Origin of the sequence: Exiguobacterium sp. KRL4 (assembly GCF_001870785.1) — a bacterium.
Lineage (GTDB): Bacteria > Bacillota > Bacilli > Exiguobacteriales > Exiguobacteriaceae > Exiguobacterium_A.
The window spans coordinates 145,739-165,074 of record NZ_MOLV01000007.1 but is presented as its reverse complement, the minus strand read 5'-3'; the positions used below and the strand labels follow the sequence as shown (position 1 = coordinate 165,074).

Below are 19,336 nucleotides of genomic sequence, written 5' to 3'. Positions count from 1 at the left end.
CGGAAATCCGTCCCCTGGTTCAACCCTTCGTTTGATTCGATTTTCCGTAACGGAAGGCGTACACTGAAATGAGTACAGATTTGTTATCCAAAGGGGGAAATTTGATGGATTACATCACATTAAACAATGGACTTGTCATGCCACAACTGGGTTATGGTGTTTTTAAAGTTCCTGAACAAGACGTCTACGAGGCCGTGCTCGAAGCTTTACGGGCAGGTTACCGTTCGATTGATACCGCGATGATTTATGAAAATGAGGCCGGTGTCGGGCGTGCCTTAAAGGATTCTGGGATTCCGCGGGAAGACATCTTTTTGACGACAAAGGTTTGGAATAAAGATCAAGGCTACGAGCAGACACTTGCCGCTTTTGAAACAAGTCTGCAAAAACTCGGTGTCGATTATGTCGATTTGTACTTGATACACTGGCCGATGCCGGACGAAGATTTGTACATGGAGACATGGCGTGCTTTAGAACAGCTGTATCAAGACGGCAAAACCAAAGCCATCGGTGTATCCAACTTCCACATTCCGCATTTAACACGGGTGTTGGAAGAAGGAACCGTCGTCCCTGCCGTCAATCAAATCGAACTGCATCCGTTCTTGAGCCAGAAAGCGATTCGTGATTTTTGTCAGAAAAACGGAATTGTCGTCGAAGCATGGAGTCCTTTGATGAAAGGACGCGACGCCTTAACGGAGCCCGTCATCACGGACATCGCGACACGTCACGCCAAAACACCGGCTCAAGTCATTTTACGATGGCATCTGCAACACAACATCATTGCGATTCCAAAGTCCGTCACACCAAGCCGGATTCAAGAAAATTTAGATGTCTTTGATTTTGTTTTATCGTCTGATGACATGAAGCAAATCGATCAGCTGAACCGGGATGAACGGACCGGATCGAATCCGGACGAGATGCATAAAAAATAAGACGATGCTCACGTAATGGTGAACATCGTCTTATGTGAAGGGCTGACACGACTGTCAGCCTTTTTTTGTTATTGTTTAGCGGTCCAAATCATTTCCATGGTCTTGTTTTGCCAGATCATCTGAACGATCCACTGAACGGGTTGGACGATGAAGATCCTCTTTGTCATCTGTCTTCTCGTCCTCGTGACGTGCTTTTTGTTCTTCCCACTCGGGACGTTTGAAATCATCATCACGCCGCATCGCAATGTTCGGTTCGCGGTCTCCATCAAGCTTTGCGTGATTAATGGCTTGTTCATCTTGCGGCATTTTATCTGTACCCGCTCGATGTAAGTCGATTTTTGCATGCTCTTCTTCTGAATCCTTGTCGACATCAAGCGGATTCCCTGATCCGAGCTGTGCGTTGGAATTGGCATCCTCTGACGTACGTGTTTCTTCGTAACTGCCGTAACGGACTTTGACATCCGGATGGGTATTGTCCGTATTCAGATGGGGATCGAACTGGATGTCCTGGACTTCAAGTAATAACACGAATCCGCCGCCTTCGACTTCTGTTTTATGGACTTCGACTTGATCGGCCGGTAAATCCAGTGAACCAAACAGACCATCTACTTCCTGATCGCGTCCCTGATTGCCCCGAATCCGGTCAAGCCATGATGGTTTTGTCGTTGCGATCTCCGCGTCCATTTGGCTCCGAACGAGTTGCAGATTCGATTTCTCTTTGACGATGATATAAAAATCTTCTTCGCGATGACCTTGCTGATGCAACTCATCCATTTTCGAGATTAATTCTTCTTCTTTATAAAATGTTCCAATATACTGTTTCGTTTTCATACCGATCCATCCCCTTATGCACGATTTTAATGACGCACTTGTCTTATAAGGAGTATTTCCTTTTTTTCACTAAAATATGCCACTAAATCGGCTCCGATCAGAAAAGTAATCTAAATGATATGTTTATTCTCCGATCAGTTTCAAACCGATGGTCGCACTGATGATCAAACCGATACAGACCAGTCGTTTCCAATCCTTTGCTTCCTTATAAAAAATCATACTGAGAACCGCGCCACCTGCTGCACCGATTCCGGTCCAGACTGCATATGCCGTTCCCATCGGAAGTTCGTTCATCGCCAAAGTCAGGAATAAAAAACTGAATCCAAAACCAGCGAACATCAACAGAAGATTTTTTGCATTTTTTTGTTGATTAAACGTGTTGATCAAGACGACACCGACCATCTCAAATAGTCCTGCGAGAATCAAATAAACCCAACTCATTGTGTTTCACCCTCCCCACTGACCAACTTCAATCCGATGACGCCGACGAGTAAAACAACAATCAGCATCAGTTTGACAATCGACGCGGATTGGCCAAATAACAGGATGTCTGTCAGGACAGTTCCAGCCGTTCCAAGCCCGACGAACACTGCGTACACCGTTCCGACCGGTAAATGATTACTGACTTTGATCAAGACCGTGAAACTGACGATGATACTGATGATCGTCGCACCCCATTCGAGTGGTGTTGCCGCGTGTTTTAATCCGATGACCCAGCCGACTTCAAAAAATGCCGCTAAAACGATAATCAACCAATACTTAGTCATATGATTTCCTCCTTATATCTCCAACAAAAAAGCCCGGGAGCAAGCGCCAAAACGCTTTACTCCCGGGCTTTTATCCCTCCGTTGCATAAGGTTTCCCTTACGTTCCTCCCTTGGTCCAGCCGAACGGAACCCTAGAGGATTACTATTCATTTCATTCGATACACCGACTTTAGCACGCTTGATTTTGCCTGTCAAACAGGAAAAGCAGACCGAATGGCCAATATATAGAGAGAGTCAACTACAGAGGAGGAGTCCATCATGCGCTATAAAATCAACGAGCAACTACGTATTCGTCGTTTCACGCCAGAGGATTTAGAAGCCGTCCATGCCTATGCTTCTCAACCGATCGTCAGCCAGTATCAGTCATGGGGACCAAACTCCGAAAGTGATAGTAAACAGTTCATCCATGATGCGCTCGAAAGTGAGCTTGAAAATCCGAGACGCCGTTATGTCTTTGCTGTCACCTTCTCAAACGACCATGTCATCGGTGCTGGCGAACTTGTCATCACCGATGCCGAACATAAAAGTGCTGAGATTGGTTATATCCTGTCTCCTGACGAATGGGGTAATGGGTATGCGACGTCCATCGCCAGCTTTTTACTCGAATTCGGCTTCGAAAAATTAGAGTTACATCGCATTACGGCGACGTGTGATCCGCGAAACCTTGCCTCAGAACGTGTCCTTCAAAAAGTCGGGATGACAAAGGAAGGACAATTGCGTGAGACTGTCTACTTGGAAGATCATTGGCGCGATTCACTGATTTACGGCATGCTCGATTGGGAATGGCAAGTCGACCATGAAGACGATACGAAATGATGAAAGAGGTGTTTCTCCACAACAGGAGAGCACCTTTTCCTTTGTTCCCAATTTTTAGTCTGAATTTGACTTTTTTTGATATCTTTCTACTTCATGAAAAATGAACATGGTAAACTTAGTTTTAATTGGTTCAAAATTAATTTTTCAAGAAATGGAGTTTTACATACGATGCCTTTATCAAAAAAATGGTTCACCTCACTGGCTGCTTCCGTCATGTTGTTTAGTTCATTTCCGGTCAACGGCCTTGCAGAAGGTGACGTTGCTCCGGCAGTCGTCGACGAACAGACGGACGTTGCGACCGGCAAACAGTTCACCCAAACGGTCACCCCTGTATTTGAAACACCGGAAAGTCCTGATTCCCTCAGTACCTTACCTGCTGCGACGGAAGTCGAGACGTTCGGGACAGAAGGTCTGTTTACACGCATCCTGCTCGACGGCGTCTATCGTTTCGTTAAGGCCGAACAATTGGCCGCTGCTCCAACCTACTCAAAAATCGACAGTCGCTATACGAATAAATCGACGCCACTTTATACAGCAGCTGCTTCAGAAACGGTGACAACCGATTCGTTGGCTCAAAATACAGCAGTCGATACATATGGTCAAGAAGGTCTTTTCACACGCATCAAACAGGGCGCGGTGTATCAGTTCGTTTTGACGGCTGATCTCAGTGCAACCCCTGTCTATGCGGCGACCGGGGAACGCTTCGTCCAACAGAAAACGATGGTCTATCCGACGGCTGATGCCAATGGAACCGCTCTTGCAGAATACGCCGTCAATCAACCCGTCGAAACATTCGGAACGTCCGGCACGTTTACCCGGATCAAGTTGAACGATCGTTATGCTTTCATTTTGACAGCCCATCTCGGAACAACAAAAGTCACCTCGTACTCGGTGACCGGCAAAAAATACAGCCAACACCTCACAACTATCTATCCGACCGCTTCCGCAACCGGAAAACCACTTGGCACACTGGCACAAAACCAACGCATCGACATCTACGGCGTCTCCGGTAACTACACGCGTGTCCGGTTGAATGATACGTATGGTTTTGTCTTGACGGCACACCTTGGGGATCTTGCATTTTTTGAGCAGACTGCCCGCCTCTACGTGCAAAGTCCGACGCCGGTCCGTCAAGCTGCGAACAGTACGAGCCCGATATTCGCACAGCATCCGACGAACACGTTGCTGACGGTCTACGGGACGAGTGGCGCCTACAGCCGAATTTTATTCCGCGGTCAGCATGCATTCGTCTTGACGAGTGCATTGGCACCTTTACAAGTGTATGCCAAAACAGACCGCCTTTATGTCCAGGCATCAACACCGATTCGTCAGGCGGCAAGCAGTTCCAGTCCGATTTTGAAAAATCATCAAACGAATACGTTATTAACCGTCTATGGCACAAGTGGGGCCTACAGCCGGATTCTATTCCGTGGTCAGTATGCCTTCGTCTTGACGAGTGCCCTCGCGAAAACAAAAGTCTTTGCGAAGACGGGACTTCAGTATGCGGGTAAAAACACGTCGATCTTCAAAGACACGACAGCGAAAACCGTTCTCCGCTCGATGAAACGGGCGGAACAGATTGATATTTACGGGACAAGCGGTTCGTTCACCCGGGTCAAGGTCGGATCGGTCTATGGCTACGTCAAGACAACGGATCTCGTGACGAAAAAACCGGATTTATATGATATCACCGGAACCCGTTATGTGCTCGAGGATAAACTGGTCGTTCATCCAAAAGCCAGTCTGACGGGAAAAATCGGGACGCTTAAAAAAAATACCACCCTGTCGATTTACGGCAAGAGCGGCTACTACACCCGGGTCAAAGTCGGGACGATGTTTGGTTTCGTCGACTCGAGTAAACTCGGCTTAAACAAACCGGTCGCCAGTCCGAAAGTCGGAACCGTCTTTTATGTGCACTTTGATCAGACGCCGCTCTTTTCGGCTGATGTCGCGTACAGCCGTCCTGCCGGTTATTTAAGTAAAGGGACGAAGCTGGTTGGGCTGAAGGCGATTGACGATGATTTCTGGAAGGTCCGCTTACCGAACGGGACGACCGGTTACGTCATCAATCCCTATATCGGAACGACAAAGCCGGATATGCGCTACACCCAACAAACGATCAACCGTCAAAAAATCTATACGGTCAAAACAACGACGTCTTATTTTGCTACACCTGTCAGTCCGAAAAGTGCTGGATTGATCGAACAAGGAAAACGCGTCTATCCCCGGTATCGGGTCGGCAACTTTTATGTCATTCAGTCCGGCTGGTCACCTGTTTATCTACCGGTAAGTGCGGTTACCGTTACAGGCGACACACGGATTGTACAGAAAAATACATCGCGCGGTGAAAAGTTGATTCAGGCAGCCGCCAAACATTTAGGGACACCGTATACATGGGGATCACAAACGTCAGCCAACGGTGGCTTTGACTGTTCTGGTTTGATTCATTACGCAACGAACCAAGCCGGGAAATACGGTGGACGGACAAACGTCAGCGGCTATTGGTACGGCGCCTTCTTTACGAACCGTCGGACGACGATCAGCAGTGGAAAACGCTCGGATATCGTCTTTTTCGAGAATACGTATACCGATGGTCCGTCGCACATCGGTATCATGCTCGACAATGAATATTTCATCCATGCCGGCGGCTCGCAACTGCAAATCAATTCCATCTATGAGCCGCGTTGGCGCGAACATTTCCTTGGCTTTAAATCGATGTAAAATCACAAACAAAAAAGAGGGTCTGACTTTAAAGTCAGCCCTCTTCGCTTATAGTTCAGAACGTCATCTCGACGTATTTCGTCACTTGACGGTCTTCAAGGTACAACTCGATTTGTTCGCGGTATGCTTTATAGTGGTCCGATGCGATATGCGCTTCGAGTGCAGCCTCATCTTGGTAGACTTCATACAGCATGAACTGATGTTCATTTTCAATCGATTGATGTAACGTATAGCGTAAGCAGCCCGGCTCGTTTTGTGTTGCTTTGTAAACCGTACTTAAAATGGGAAAGACTTGATCCGCTAATCCTGCTTTGACTGTAAGAACGGCATTGACGATGATTTCACCCATGTGTTGATTCCTCCTCTGATTTGATTACCTCTATCTGTACCCGTTTTTCCTAAAGACATACCGCAAAGGATGATTTCAATGCAAGAAAATTTATTTGCTGCTCTCGATCAATACGAAGCCGAGATGATTCGTTTACGGCGTGATTTTCACCGTCACCCGGAATTATCGTTCCAAGAAGTCCGGACACCGACTAAAATTATCGAACATTATGAAGCACTTGGTATCCCCTACCGCGAACAAGTCGGAGGGAGCGGCATCGTCGCGACACTCAAAGGGACACGTCCCGGAAAAACGATTGCTGTCCGGGCCGATTTTGACGCGTTGCCGTTACAGGAAGAAACCGAACTGTCGTTTCGTTCAATCCATCCCGGTGTCATGCATGCCTGCGGACACGACGGGCATACCGCCATCGTTCTTGGACTCGCCGCTGCTTTTCAGGACATTCAAGATGAATTAACAGGAACTGTCGTCTTTATCCATCAACACGCCGAAGAAGTGTTTCCGGGCGGTGCCATTCAAATGATCGAAGACGGCTGTCTCGACGGAGTCGATGCGATTTTCGGTACCCACCTCGAAAACGATCTTCCGGTTGGGACAATCGGTTATCACAGCGGTCATACGTTATGTGCGATCGATGAATTTGAAATCGTCGTTCATGGTCAAGGCGGTCATGCCCAAGCCCCGCACCGGACGCAGGACGCGCTCGTCGCCGGTGCACAGCTTGTCTGCAATCTTCAGCACCTCGTCAGCCGACGTGTTGACCCGTTCGAACCGGCGATTGTCGCCATCGGTTCGTTTCACGCGGGAACGGCTCCGAACATCGTGACCGGCGAAGCCCGGATCGTCGGAGAAATCCGGACGTTCAACGAGCAACTCCGGCATCAGTTGCGCCAGCAGGTTGATCTGATCGCCCGGACGACGTGTGCCGGAATTGGCGCTACGTATTCCATCGATTTCACGACCGGTTATCCGTCTCTTTGGAATCATCCGAATGAAACGAAGCTCGTCCGGGAAGCGGCCAGCTTTTTACCGGAAGGACAAGTCCGTGAAGTCAAACCGATGATGGCCGCCGACGATTTCGCCTATTACCTCGAGCAGGTCCCGGGCAGTTACTTCTTTACCGGTTCTGCGAAGACGGACGGTCGAACGATTTATCCGCAGCACCATCCGAAGTATGAAATCGACGAGCAGGCCTTGCTGATTGGAGCAAAGACGTTAGGTGCGACGGTTCTGCGCGCCTTACAAACATAAGGATTGACTTTCCGCTTTTGTGAATGGTATTATCATCCCAATGATAACGAACTTACATCAACTTCATATAACACTTATCAAGAGTGGACCGAGAGATCTGGATCGATGACGTCCCAGCAACCTGCGTACAGCAAGGTGCTACGACCAGCAAAGCGAAAGCTTTGGTTGATAAAAAGCGGCGACTCCTTTTGCAACCAAGCAAAGGAGTCGTTTTCGTTTTCTCGCTGTCAGAAATGAGAGCATTACGGTTCAAGGAACCAAGGGAAAGGGAGAGATGACATGGAAAAAGCAACATTTGCAGGAGGATGTTTCTGGTGCATGGTGACACCATTTGAGGAATTACCGGGTATTCACAGTATCGTGTCCGGTTATACAGGAGGACATGTCGACAACCCGACATATGAGCAAGTCAAAACAGGAACGACTGGACATTCGGAAGTCGTCGAGATTACATTTGATCCGGCACTGTTTTCATACGAACGGTTACTGGAACTGTACTGGCCGCAAACGGATCCGACCGATGCAGGCGGACAATTCCAAGACCGCGGCACGCAGTATGCTCCCGCAATTTTTTACCATACGGAAGAACAGCGACTTGCAGCCATCGCGTCACGCGACGCGCTAGCCGCGACAAACCGTTTCAAACAACCGATCGTCACACGGATTGAACCGGCGCATGCTTTTTACCCGGCGGAAGAATATCATCAAGACTTCCACAAAAAAAATCCGGCGCACTACAAAAAAGACCGGAAAGCTTCCGGTCGCGATACCTTTATCGATGTTGCCTGGAAAGAAGAAGTAACCGTCTGATTCAGCTTCAAAAAGAGATCATTCCTTTCACGCACTTTACTAGTAGAAGTGGCGTGAAAGAAATGATCTCTTTTTTTGATACATCTTCTGAGTTGTTGACGATTTTCTTAAGAAATCGCTTGGACGTCGTCTGTTTGTTTCGCCTCATCCACGACTTGATACCGTTTCAAGACGAACATTCCGCTCAGCATGACGGCCAAGCCGATGATCTGTCCAAACGACAAGTCGACTTTCGGTAAACCGAACCAGCCAAAGACGTCGACACACAGCGCAAAACTGAGTTGCGAAATCAAGACGACGGAAATCGCGATTGACGGACCCAGCAGTTGAATGCCCCGCATGACACAAAACACGACCCCGACTCCGACGAAACCGCCAAATAGATAAAGCGGTTCGACTTCACGGACTGCCGCAAGCGTTCCTCCGCGAAAGAAGACCAATGCAAGCAACGAACCGAGCAGTCCGACAAAGAAGACTAACGTCGTTGTCGCCCAGGCACCAAAGGCATGACTCATCCGTGCATTCAAGACAGTTTGTAAACTGATCATCATTCCGGCGACGATGGCACAAAACATTCCTAATCCCATTCTATTTCCTCCTCACAAGTTCCCGTCAGGCCAATGAAAAAATCAAAACGCCGGCCAACATCAAGCCGACACCCATCCATTGCCCTTTGTTACTGCTTTTTTTAATGACCCCAAACCAGCCGTTCAAATCAATCACAAAAGCACAAAGAATCTGTGCGACGAGCAACAGCGACATCGCCCATGTCATCCCAAGCAATTGAATCGACGTCAGTTCCGTGACGACGACTAAGACGCCGAGTAATCCACCGCTCGCATAAATAAGCGGCAACGTACGAAAACCGCCGATTTTTCGGTCCCGGACGAATCCATAAATCAACAAACAACCGATTAAACCAACGAAGTGGACGATGGTCACGGATAACCATGGACCTACCGCGTCACCAAGCCGGGCATTAAAGATGCCTTGCAGCGCGATGAACAATCCGCTGAATAACGCAAAAATGATTCCTTGCATCTTCATCCTCCTTTTTCTCTAGTTACGAGTAGACACCATTCTGTCATCCTTTGAAAAGGACAAATGTCCTAAAAATAAAAAAAGAAGCCGACCAAGTAAGGTCTGCTTCTCTTGAATTCATGCTACTGGAGTGTCCGATACATCCGTTCAATCCGTCCAAAGGCGTCGTCCATCATTCGGTTAAACAGTTCCGCAACGGTCGGAACATCATCAATCAAACCGGAAACGAGACCGGCGTTGACGTATCCTTCTGTCTCGTCGCCCTCGAGTGCTCCTTTGATATGAAATGATTCGTTCGTCTGTTCTTGAAAGGCAGCGAGTGACGTCGGCTGCAACGCAGCGACATACGGTCCGTTCAACACCCGCCGGACTTGTCCGACTTCACGACCAATGATCCGCGTCTCGAGATCATCCGCCTGCACAAGATGTCTTTTATAATGCTCGTGCACACGGGATTCTTGTGTCGCAATCAACCGGGTTCCGAGTTGCACCCCTTCTGCTCCGAGCATCCAGGCAGCAGCAAGACCACGCCCGTCGCCGATGCCACCGGCGGCAAGGACGGGAATCGTGACATGATCCATGATTTGCGGAATCAAGGTCATCGTCGTCAACTCAAGCGGCGAATTGATACCCGCGGCTTCGACTCCTTCCGCTACCAGCACATCCACTCCTGCCTGTTCGGCTTTAATCGCCTGTTTGACGGAAGCGACCACACCAATCGTCTGGATTCCCGCCTCCCGTAACTTCGACAAAAAAGGAGCTGGGTTGCCGGCCGACAGGGATACGACCGAAATCCGTTCTTCAATCGCTAACTCAATCAACTGCTCCGCATGAGGCGAGACCCGGATGGCGATATTCAAGGCAAAAGGACGCGACGTCAACCGGCGTGTCGCTTCAATCAATCGTTTGACTTCAGCAGGCGTCATCGTCCCGCATCCAATCGTTCCGAGTCCCCCGGCATTTGAGACCGCTGCCGTCAGTTCGGCATGGCTGATGTTTCCCATGCCACCTTGAATGATCGGCACATCGATCTGTAATTTGGTACATAGACGAGACATGGTCTCCCTCCGTTTCCGTTGCCAAGAATGGTATACTAAGTAAGACTGAATTTTAATTCATTTTTAGAAAAGAGGCGTTCTGATGAATATTCCGTACCGCGATGTTTCTCCAAGCTTAGCAGCAAATGTTTTTGTCGCTCCCGGTGCTTTTTTGATTGGTGACGTGACCGTCGGCGAAGAATCGACGATTTGGTTCAATGCCGTCCTGCGTGGTGATGAAGGTCCGATTACGATCGGACAACGGTGCAGCATTCAGGACAATGCGACCATCCATCTCTACGAAGGAGCACCGGTCATCGTTGAGGATGAAGTGACCGTTGGACATAATGCGATTCTTCATGGCTGTAAGATCGGACGTCGCTCGATCGTCGGGATGGGTGCGACTGTTCTCGATCATGCTGAAATCGGAGAAGAATGTATCATCGGCGCCAACACATTAATTCCATCCGGCAAAAAATTCCCGCCTCGTTCGTTGATCATCGGATCCCCCGGTAAAGTCGTGCGTGAACTCACGGCAGCAGATCTGGAGATGATTCAAGAATCGATTGATTCTTATGTCGATAAAGGATATGCCTTCCGGAAACAGTTTGCACAGGACTAATTTTCATCCAGAAAATGCTCATCTCGAATCCTCGGGATGAGCATTTTTTTGATTACCGCTCGGCAAATAACGGATGTTCCGATGCATCATAATCGGCGCTTTTTTGTGACACGTCATGCGTTTCCTGAAAAATCGTTTCAAAGAATCGACTTGCCGGTTTTGCGAGTAATCGGTAATACTGCTCAAACAATAAGGCAGCGTGCTGACCACTCCAAGCGTCCGGCAATAATTCCTGCGGCAGTCCGGGATCACTAAACAAAAACTTCCGGTATTCGTGGACAAGTGTCGTCCGTTCCACAAAACATTGTTCGTCATCCATCTCACCGAGCTGGATCCGGCTTTGATGGACGATATAGCGCCGGCTGTATTCGGCGATGAACATCTCATACCGTTGTTGGAGTTCGTCAAGCGGAAAAGCACGTTCGACAAGGGATTGATCCTGTTGTGGACCATGGTATTCGCCGACAAAAAAATCGACATACTCGGTGATGCCGTATGCCTCAATCAGACGTTCCGCTTCTTTTTCGAGCGGATTGGGGGAAATCCAGACCCCGTTTGATAAATTACCAAAACCGCTCCAGGACAATTCTTTTCGTAACTCATCCCGAATTTGTCGTTTGTCTTCCGGGATCGTATACATCAACGTCCGCCACTTTCCGTCCCAGACGTGAGGCGTCGATTTATAAATCCGTCGCGCGGCTTCTTCCATTCGCTCGACCCCGCGTGGTGTCAACGAATAAAAACTTTTATTTCCTTGTTTTTGTGACGTCAACCAGCCTTGTTTGACCATCCGTGAGACAGCCACCCGGACGGCCTGTTCATTATGACCAAACTCTTTCAGCAGACGAATCAGACTCCCGATCCAAATCTGATTACCGTAGTGTCGAATGTAGTCCCCGTATACGGTAAAAATCATCGATTGTGTATTCGCACTCATGTCATTCACTCTCTCTTTAATATAACGTTTTTTTGTCTACCGTTAGTATACGTGTTATTTCAGAAGACGACCATCCTCATTTCCCTTGAAACTGTGGGGTCCGCTTTTCGGCAAAGGCTTGTAAGGCCTCCAGTCGGTCTTCCGTCGGGATGACGACTTCATACGCAGCGGTCTCAAGTACTAGTCCTTCCGCAAGTGATCCATCCCGCCCTTGATCAATCGCCTGTTTCGCCTGCCGGATCGCGACCGGTCCGTTTTTCAACATTTCGTTAGCGAAGGCGAGACAGACTTCCATCAGTTCTTCAACCGTCGAGACGACACGCGAGACGATCCCGTACCGTTCTGCGGTCTCCGCATCAATCTTCTTAGCCGTGAAAATCAATTCCTTCGCCCGTGTCTCTCCAATCAACCGCGGCAACCGTTGCGTCCCGCCGGCACCCGGAATGATACCGAAACTGGTTTCTGTCAATCCGACCAGTGCCCCTTTGACGATAATCCGGAAATCGCAGGCGAGCATCCATTCGAAGCCACCACCGAGCGCATGACCGTTAACGGCAGCAATCGTCGGTTGCGGCAAATTGGCGATGTCGGTGAAAACGTCACGAATCGCCTCGACGTTGCGCCGTACTTCCGTTTCGTTTAACGTCATCCGTTCCTTCAAGTCAGCACCGGCGCTGAACGCCTTACCCGTTCCCGTAAAGAGGACGACCCGAATAGTCGGATCATGACGGACAGTCGTGACAAGCTGTTGCAGCTCGACCAGCGTCGGATAATCAAAGCAGTTCATCCGTTCCGGCCGGTCAATCCGAATAACCGCGACGTGGTCCAATCTTTCCAAATGAATCATGTGAGTCCCTCCCGTTCGACAACTAAAGCGATGCCCTGACCAACGCCGACACACATCGTCGCGAGACCATATGTCTGATTCGTGCGGCACATCTCGTGTAAAAGCGTCGTTAAAATCCGTGCCCCGCTTGCGCCCAGTGGATGGCCGAACGCGATTGCCCCTCCGTTGACATTGACTTTTTCCGGCGGTAATCCAAGCTCTTGCATACAGGCCACACTTTGTGCTGCAAAGGCTTCGTTCAATTCAATCAAATCCAGCTGTTCGACCGTCAATTTTGCCCGGTTCAACGCTTTACGGGTCGCATCGACCGGTCCGATTCCCATGACAGCGGGTTCGACGCCGGCGACGGCACTGGCCCGGTAATAGGCGAGCGGCGTCAATCCAAGACGATCTGCCGTTTCTTCACTCATGAGCAATAAGGCGGCTGCCCCGTCGTTGACACCGGAAGCATTTCCCGCCGTGACCGTGCCATTTGGAAACAGACTTTTGAGTGTTCCGAGTTTTTCACGGCTCGTGCCGGGCCGTGGATGTTCATCCGTATCCACTTCGATGATCTGTCCTTTACGTGTCGTATACTGCACCGGAACAAGTTCTGTTTGAAAACGATGTGTCTCCATCGCCTGTTTAGCCCGTTGCTGACTTAAAAAGGCAAAATCATCCTGCACTTCGCGTGAAATCCCGTAACGGACTGCCACATGTTCCGCCGTCTCCGGCATTGAGTCTGTTCCGTATTTAGCATCCAGTTTTTCATTGACGAACCGCCAGCCGATCGTCGTGTCATAGATCGTTGTATTCCCGCGGGCGAAACCCGTTTCCGTCTTTCCCATGACGAGCGGTGCCCGGGTCATGCTTTCTGTCCCGCCGGCAATATAGATTTCTCCTTCGTTCATCGCAATCGCCCGGGCTGCTGCGATGACGGCATCGAGTCCGGATCCACACAGCCGGTTGACGGTCGTCCCGGCGACTTCGACCGGTAGACCGGCAAGCAAACCGGACATCCGGGCGACATTCCGATTGTCTTCTCCTGCCTGATTGGCATTTCCAAAAATCACTTCTTCGATTTGACTCGGATCCACCTTTGGATTCCGGTCAACGAGTGCTTGAATGACACAGGCGCCTAAATCATCCGGCCGAACGTCTTTCAGTGCTCCGTTATACCGGCCAATCGGTGTACGGACGGCATCAATGATGGCCACACGTCTCATCGTGTCTTCACCCCGCTGTCGGAATACTCATAGACACCGCGCCCGGTTTTCCGTCCAAGGCGTCCTGCTTTGACATATTGTTCAAGCAGTGGTGCCGGACGGTATTTTTCGCCTAATTTTTCGTGGAGATACCGTAAATTGTTTAATCGGGTGTCGAGTCCGACCAAATCTCCAAGTTCAAACGGACCCATCGGATAGTTTAACCCCAGCTTAATCGCCTTATCGATTTCTTCCGGTGTTCCGAGTCCTTCTTGCAGCATATAAAAGGCTTCGTTTCCGACGAGTGCACTGATTCGTGACGTGACGAACCCCGGAAACTCTTGAATGACGACCGTCTCTTTGCCCATACGGCGTGCGACATCCTCACAAATCGACACGGTCTCTTCTGACGTTTCAAGACCCCGGGCCAGTTCGACAAGCGGCATCCGGTGAACCGGATTAAAGAAGTGCATCGCCATGATACGTTCCGGTCGACGGGTAAACGAAGCAATCTCCGTCGGACTCATCGTCGACGTATTGGTTGCAAAAACACAACCGGCCGGCGCATAGCGGTCAAGTGTCTCAAACACCGTCCGTTTGATCTCGAGTCGTTCCGGAACGGCCTCAATCACAAGATCCGCTTCTTTGACAGACTCCTTTAAATCCGTTGCATAACTCAAACGTCGGAACAACTGCTCGACTTCTTCCGTCGTCATTTTCCCGCGGATGATGGCTTTATCGGCAATCGTTTCTAATTCCTGTTGCGCGGACGTCAACAGCTTTTGTTCGACATCGACTAACGTCACATCAAATCCGCTGGCCGCTGCCACGTACGCAATTCCTCTTCCCATAACACCCGACCCTACGACAACCATCTGTTGAACCATCATCTGATTTCCCCCTTTAAAAAAGCGTCCGGACGAACGTCCGCACGCTTGGTTTTACAGTCCGAACGGATTAAGTGGACGACTGCCGTAATACGACAAAATACTTTTCGTTTCCGTATATAAATCAAGTGTTTCGATACACAGTTCACGACCGAAACCAGATTGTTTGTATCCGCCAAATGGTGTTCCCGGGAAGGCAGAGAACGGACAGTTGATCATGACGATACCGGCTTTGATTTGATTGGCAATCCGCGTTGCCCGTGCCCCGTCCTTCGTCCAAATCGCTGATCCGAGTCCAAATTCCGTATCGTTTGCGAGACGGACGGCTTCTTTTTCATCCTTGAACTTCATCACGACGACGACCGGTCCGAAGATTTCTTCCTGAACGACTTTCATCTCGTGTGTGACATCCGCAATGATCGTCGGTGCATACCAGAAACCTTCTTCAAAACCAGCCACCTTCTCGACTTGACCCCCAGTCAAAATCGTTGCTCCGTCTGCTTTCGCCGACTGGACGTATCCATCAATGACATCGAGCTGTTGTTGGTCGATGATTGCCCCGACATGTGTTCCTTTGTCAAACGGGTTACCGAGAACGAGTTGTTTCGTCTTCGCGACGAACTGTTCCATGAACGTTTCGTAAATATCTTCATGGACGTACAGGCGGGACCGTGCTTCACACGACTGACCGCTGTTGTAGAAAATCCCAAACAGCGAACCGTCGACAGCTGCCGTGATATCGGCATCCTCAAACACGAGATTCGGTGATTTGCCGCCGAGTTCCAGTGTGACGCGTTTTAAGCTTTCCGATGCCCGACCCATGATGTCTTTTCCGACTGGTGTCGAACCGGTAAAGGCGACTTTATCGACATTCGGGTGTTCCACCAAGTGGTTGCCGATTTCACGGCCCGAGCCCGGAATGACGTTGACGACACCCGCTGGTACACCGGCTTCGAGGCAAATCTCGCCGAGGATGATTGCTGTCAGGGGTGTCAGGGTCGCCGGTTTCACGACGACCGAACAGCCGACCGCAATCGCTGGTGCGACTTTCCAGGCAGCCATCATCAACGGATAGTTCCACGGAATGATTTGGGCGCAGACGCCGACCGGTTCTTTTTCTGTGTAGTTATGGAACTGGCCTGGCACGTTATTGACGGCACCACGGTGACCGACGATCGCTCCGGCATAAAATTCAAAGTCTTCAATCGCTTGCGTGATTTGCCCTTGTGCTGCAGCAAGTGATTTTCCCGTATCGAGAATCTCGAGTTCTACGAGTTCATTGAATCGTGAACGCATGATGCCGGCAATTTTATTCAGGACTTGCGACCGGCGACCGACCGGCCACATTTTCCACTTCCCGTGATCAAACGCTTCCCGTGCCGCCTGTACCGCACGATCGGCATCTTCTTTTGACGCTTTCGCGACTTCCGCGATGACTTCGCCCGTTGCCGGATTATAGGTCTTGAATGTCTCCCCTGATGCCCCTTCGACTTGCTCGCCGTTGATGACCAGATGATAAACGGAACGTTTCATCTCGATTGTTTTTTCATGTACCGTTGACATAGCTCCCACTCCTTTTAGTTTCCTTTGAATGTCGGTTGACGTTTGTCGAGGAAGGCTTGCATGCCTTCCGTCTGATCACTCGTACCGAATAATAAGTAGAAATTTCTTCGTTCATGATCCATGCCGTCTTGCAATGACAGATCGCCCGCCTTATCGACAGCATCTTTGATCAGTCGCACGGACATCACGGGTTGTGCCGCGATCCGTCCGGCAACCGCCAAAACGTCTGCTTCGAGTTGGTCCGCTTCCACGATCCGGTTGATGATTCCGAGATGATGGGCTTCCGACGCCGGCATCCGGTCTCCCGTCCACAACCACTCGAGTGCCCGGGTCCGCCCGATCCGTTTCGTCAATCGTTGGGTCCCGCCGGCGCCCGGCATGACACCGAGCCCGACCTCTGGAAACGCGAACTGCGTCTCGGGTGTCGCATAGATCAAGTCGCAGGCCAGTGCCAGTTCAAAACCGCCGCCGAGTACAAATCCATGGACAGCCGCAATCAGCGGTTTATGCAGCCGGCTGATCCGGTCCCAATCGGCAAACGGATCGAGTAATTCCATCGAAATCGGTGTCGCGTCGACCATCTCATCGATGTCGGCTCCGGCTGAAAAGGACTTCCCTTCCCCACTCAGGACGATGACAGCGACCGCATCGTCCTGATCGAATTGTTCCATCGCTTCAACGATTTCCCGAATCATCGCCCGGTTCAGGGCATTGTAACGTTCCGGCCGATTCAGTCGAATCCGGCCGACCCGACCGTCGACTTCCGCCTTAACGTACTGTCGTGTCAGCATGGACTTCTTCGCCGATCATCAATGTTACGAGATCACCCGCAAAGCCCATCAAGTCTTTACCGGACGCTTTTCCTTCAAGCGAACGCATGCCGGCTTTCATCGTTTCATGGCTTTCGTAGACCATTTCACACATCAGATAATATTTACCGTCTCCGCCCATCGGTGAGCCGACGATTTTCGTGACCGTCATCTGTTGCAATCCTGGAATTTTAGCTGTCAGTGGACCATGGACGTTGAAGTAATGCTCGTCAAACTGTTCCTTGTTCTCCGGATGTGTATAAAGCGCGATTAGTTTTACCATAATGATTACCTTCCTTCACATGAGAGTAGAGACGGGTTTCATCGCCTCGAATGGATTTTTGCATGATTTACAATATAAAATGCTTCGGCAAGCCGTCGGACCAAATAAATTTTCAATCGAGACGAATGTCGATCCGCAGTATGGGCAGTCGATTTCCCAACGACCGTCAACGACGCGCGGCGGGGCGATTCCAAAGGACTTCAGACCGACAATTCCTTGTTCCGTAATCCGGTCCGATGTCCAAGGCGGATCAAACAGGAAGACGACGTCGACCGTATTGACCTGCGGGACTTGTAACAAAGCGGATTCCGTATTTTTTTGAATGATATCAAGTGCCGGACATCCTAAAAATGTCGGGAGCAGCGTAATCCGGACATCGTATCCGAACGGTGTCTCCGTCCATTCCGTCGCTTCGACCATCCCGAGATCGAGAATGCTGACGGCATCAATTTCCGGATCCTTGACTGTATCAAGTGCTTGCCGGATGTCCTGTTCCAATCTTGTCGTCATCTGCCGTTCCTCCTTCACCATACCGCTGACTGATCGAGCAGATAGACTTCCCCGAGCGTCGATAAGGCATCGTTCAAATCAGGCGAATGCTCCCCGTTTCGTCCGTTGTAGGCCATGTTCATTTCCGGCAACGTGACATCCAAATCGACGAGGACCGGCGTTAAGGCTTGATACCAGCGATCAAGCAATACTCCCTGATCTTCAATGAGCTGCATCTCGTCAATCAGCTGTGTTGCTTCGCCGTAATCAAACAGATCACCGAAGTCAGCCAATACACGTTCCAGCGCGGCATCCATTTTCTGACGGGCAGTTTCTGTTGATTGATACAGCTGGGTAAACCATGTTTGCCAGTGTAACAAATGATAGTACAACTCCATGTTGACCTTTACGGCGAGTGCTGCGAGCGGCGCATAACTACTTTTTTTCAACGAATCGATCCGCACCTTTTTCGCGAGTGTATAACAATAATTGCGCACGACGGCATACGCCCAGTCATATTCGGGGTTCTCCATGTAGTATCCCGGTCCGTTGATCCGCTCGACGAGAACGGAATTTTTCCGTTCATGCGCGAGTCGTACGTGAGCCAGAGCATCGGCCTTTCCTTCACCGATTTCTTCGAGCAGCTGATAGTACATCGCTGCATGTCCCATCGAATCCTGAGCGATCGAGGACGAAGCGACATCTTCTTCGATATGCGGTGCGAGCCCTAACCATTCCGATCCCCGGTACGCGTACAAAAAGTCATCATCCGCCAATTGATAGAGCAGTGAGGCCAACGCTAAACGTTCCTGTTCCGTCATTTGGAATCGCCTCCTTGCCAGGACATGATTTCTTTTTCGTCGAGCATTTGTTGCTCATAATGACGCCATTTTTTCTTCAGGTAGCCGTACCCTTTTGTCGTCCGGTAATCCTTGTTGTCGAGCCGTTGCAACATTTGTTTTTCGTCCGGCGTCATTCCCCGGATATCGTCCCGCTTGACGACCCAGATATCGACGACCGGCTCGCGGCGCATGAAGTTTTCCTGCGCCATCATTAAGGCCATCTCTTTATTCGGTGCCAGTAGACTGAACTGATGTGTAAAGGCAGCATTCGGCGTCCGTTTACTGAACACCTCGAACTCTTGATAAAACGTTTCCGTCATG

At 50.0% G+C, this 19,336-nt stretch carries 23 protein-coding genes and 1 riboswitch; of the genes, 6 read left to right on the top strand and 17 right to left on the bottom strand.

Going from position 1 to position 19,336, the window contains the following annotated elements:
* The first annotated feature begins 104 nt into the window (after positions 1–104).
* Positions 105–929 carry an aldo/keto reductase gene (locus BLD48_RS06800; RefSeq protein ID WP_071499533.1) on the top strand — a complete coding sequence of 275 codons (825 nt, stop codon included), beginning with the start codon at positions 105–107 and terminating at the stop codon, positions 927–929.
* Positions 930–1,004: 75 nt separating this feature from the next.
* Here BLD48_RS06800 and BLD48_RS06795 read toward each other — a convergent pair whose 3' ends face one another.
* The 3 genes from BLD48_RS06795 to BLD48_RS06785 form a co-directional block, all read right to left on the bottom strand.
* Positions 1,005–1,760: a general stress protein gene (locus BLD48_RS06795; protein ID WP_071499532.1), complete on the bottom strand. Its 756-nt coding sequence runs from the start codon at positions 1,758–1,760 to the stop codon at positions 1,005–1,007.
* Between the two features lie 123 nt (positions 1,761–1,883).
* Positions 1,884–2,201, bottom strand: a complete 318-nt coding sequence (locus tag BLD48_RS06790; protein ID WP_071499531.1) for a DMT family transporter — start codon at positions 2,199–2,201, stop codon at positions 1,884–1,886.
* The gene (locus tag BLD48_RS06785) at positions 2,198–2,527 is read right to left on the bottom strand and encodes a DMT family transporter (protein ID WP_071499530.1); all 330 of its coding nucleotides are present in this window, start codon (positions 2,525–2,527) and stop codon (positions 2,198–2,200) included. Before BLD48_RS06785 ends, BLD48_RS06790 begins: the two co-directional genes overlap by 4 nt.
* Before the next feature lie 258 nt (positions 2,528–2,785).
* On the opposite strand from BLD48_RS06785, the gene BLD48_RS06780 reads away from it, so the two are divergent.
* Complete coding sequence (locus tag BLD48_RS06780) at positions 2,786–3,343, top strand: GNAT family N-acetyltransferase (protein WP_014969419.1); 558 nt, start codon at positions 2,786–2,788, stop codon at positions 3,341–3,343.
* Positions 3,344–3,511: 168 nt separating this feature from the next.
* Positions 3,512–6,064, top strand: a complete 2,553-nt coding sequence (locus BLD48_RS06775) for an SH3 domain-containing C40 family peptidase (RefSeq protein ID WP_236629955.1) — start codon at positions 3,512–3,514, stop codon at positions 6,062–6,064.
* 55 nt (positions 6,065–6,119) lie between these two features.
* On the opposite strand, the gene BLD48_RS06770 is transcribed toward BLD48_RS06775, so the two are convergent.
* Positions 6,120–6,413 (bottom strand): putative quinol monooxygenase, encoded by a 294-nt coding sequence (locus tag BLD48_RS06770; protein ID WP_071499529.1) that lies wholly within the window; start codon positions 6,411–6,413, stop codon positions 6,120–6,122.
* A gap of 78 nt (positions 6,414–6,491) precedes the next feature.
* On the opposite strand from BLD48_RS06770, the gene BLD48_RS06765 reads away from it, so the two are divergent.
* Positions 6,492–7,664, top strand: coding sequence for a M20 metallopeptidase family protein (locus tag BLD48_RS06765; protein WP_071499528.1), 1,173 nt, complete (start codon positions 6,492–6,494; stop codon positions 7,662–7,664).
* Positions 7,665–7,735: 71 nt separating this feature from the next.
* A riboswitch (SAM riboswitch) is annotated at positions 7,736–7,839 on the top strand.
* Between the two features lie 104 nt (positions 7,840–7,943).
* Positions 7,944–8,474, top strand: a complete 531-nt coding sequence (msrA, locus tag BLD48_RS06760) for a peptide-methionine (S)-S-oxide reductase MsrA (RefSeq protein WP_071499527.1) — start codon at positions 7,944–7,946, stop codon at positions 8,472–8,474.
* A 107-nt stretch (positions 8,475–8,581) separates the two neighbouring features.
* Here the strand turns inward: msrA and BLD48_RS06755 are convergent, their stop codons facing one another.
* From BLD48_RS06755 to BLD48_RS06745, 3 genes are all read right to left on the bottom strand, one after another.
* Positions 8,582–9,061, bottom strand: coding sequence for a DMT family transporter (locus BLD48_RS06755; RefSeq protein ID WP_071499526.1), 480 nt, complete (start codon positions 9,059–9,061; stop codon positions 8,582–8,584).
* 25 nt (positions 9,062–9,086) lie between these two features.
* On the bottom strand, positions 9,087–9,515 hold the full coding sequence (locus BLD48_RS06750; protein WP_071499525.1) for a DMT family transporter: 429 nt from the start codon (positions 9,513–9,515) through the stop codon (positions 9,087–9,089).
* A gap of 122 nt (positions 9,516–9,637) precedes the next feature.
* The gene (locus BLD48_RS06745; RefSeq protein WP_255366249.1) at positions 9,638–10,624 is read right to left on the bottom strand and encodes an NAD(P)H-dependent flavin oxidoreductase; all 987 of its coding nucleotides are present in this window, start codon (positions 10,622–10,624) and stop codon (positions 9,638–9,640) included.
* A 31-nt stretch (positions 10,625–10,655) separates the two neighbouring features.
* Here BLD48_RS06745 and BLD48_RS06740 point away from each other — a divergent pair, with 31 nt between their 5' ends.
* On the top strand, positions 10,656–11,174 hold the full coding sequence (locus BLD48_RS06740; RefSeq protein WP_071499523.1) for a gamma carbonic anhydrase family protein: 519 nt from the start codon (positions 10,656–10,658) through the stop codon (positions 11,172–11,174).
* Positions 11,175–11,226: 52 nt separating this feature from the next.
* On the opposite strand, the gene paaX is transcribed toward BLD48_RS06740, so the two are convergent.
* From paaX to paaB, 10 genes are all read right to left on the bottom strand, one after another.
* The gene (gene paaX, locus BLD48_RS06735) at positions 11,227–12,111 is read right to left on the bottom strand and encodes a phenylacetic acid degradation operon negative regulatory protein PaaX (RefSeq protein WP_071499522.1); all 885 of its coding nucleotides are present in this window, start codon (positions 12,109–12,111) and stop codon (positions 11,227–11,229) included.
* 76 nt (positions 12,112–12,187) lie between these two features.
* Positions 12,188–12,958 (bottom strand): enoyl-CoA hydratase-related protein, encoded by a 771-nt coding sequence (locus BLD48_RS06730; RefSeq protein ID WP_071499521.1) that lies wholly within the window; start codon positions 12,956–12,958, stop codon positions 12,188–12,190.
* Positions 12,955–14,163, bottom strand: coding sequence for an acetyl-CoA C-acyltransferase (locus BLD48_RS06725; protein ID WP_071499520.1), 1,209 nt, complete (start codon positions 14,161–14,163; stop codon positions 12,955–12,957). Before BLD48_RS06725 ends, BLD48_RS06730 begins: the two co-directional genes overlap by 4 nt.
* Positions 14,160–15,029 carry a 3-hydroxyacyl-CoA dehydrogenase gene (locus BLD48_RS06720; RefSeq protein ID WP_071499573.1) on the bottom strand — a complete coding sequence of 290 codons (870 nt, stop codon included), beginning with the start codon at positions 15,027–15,029 and terminating at the stop codon, positions 14,160–14,162. The genes BLD48_RS06725 and BLD48_RS06720 overlap by 4 nt, the downstream gene beginning before the upstream one ends.
* A 54-nt stretch (positions 15,030–15,083) precedes the next feature.
* The gene (locus BLD48_RS06715) at positions 15,084–16,592 is read right to left on the bottom strand and encodes an aldehyde dehydrogenase family protein (RefSeq protein WP_071499519.1); all 1,509 of its coding nucleotides are present in this window, start codon (positions 16,590–16,592) and stop codon (positions 15,084–15,086) included.
* Positions 16,593–16,606: 14 nt separating this feature from the next.
* Positions 16,607–17,383, bottom strand: a complete 777-nt coding sequence (locus BLD48_RS06710; RefSeq protein WP_071499518.1) for an enoyl-CoA hydratase/isomerase family protein — start codon at positions 17,381–17,383, stop codon at positions 16,607–16,609.
* Positions 17,361–17,684 carry an EthD family reductase gene (locus BLD48_RS06705; RefSeq protein WP_071499517.1) on the bottom strand — a complete coding sequence of 108 codons (324 nt, stop codon included), beginning with the start codon at positions 17,682–17,684 and terminating at the stop codon, positions 17,361–17,363. The genes BLD48_RS06710 and BLD48_RS06705 overlap by 23 nt, the downstream gene beginning before the upstream one ends.
* 15 nt (positions 17,685–17,699) lie before the next feature.
* Positions 17,700–18,194 carry a 1,2-phenylacetyl-CoA epoxidase subunit PaaD gene (gene paaD, locus BLD48_RS06700; RefSeq protein WP_071499516.1) on the bottom strand — a complete coding sequence of 165 codons (495 nt, stop codon included), beginning with the start codon at positions 18,192–18,194 and terminating at the stop codon, positions 17,700–17,702.
* A gap of 14 nt (positions 18,195–18,208) precedes the next feature.
* Entirely contained in the window at positions 18,209–18,994 is a 786-nt protein-coding gene (paaC, locus tag BLD48_RS06695) for a 1,2-phenylacetyl-CoA epoxidase subunit PaaC (RefSeq protein WP_071499515.1), read from the bottom strand.
* Complete coding sequence (paaB, locus tag BLD48_RS06690; protein WP_071499514.1) at positions 18,991–19,335, bottom strand: 1,2-phenylacetyl-CoA epoxidase subunit PaaB; 345 nt, start codon at positions 19,333–19,335, stop codon at positions 18,991–18,993. Before paaB ends, paaC begins: the two co-directional genes overlap by 4 nt.
* Position 19,336: the final 1 nt, after the last annotated feature.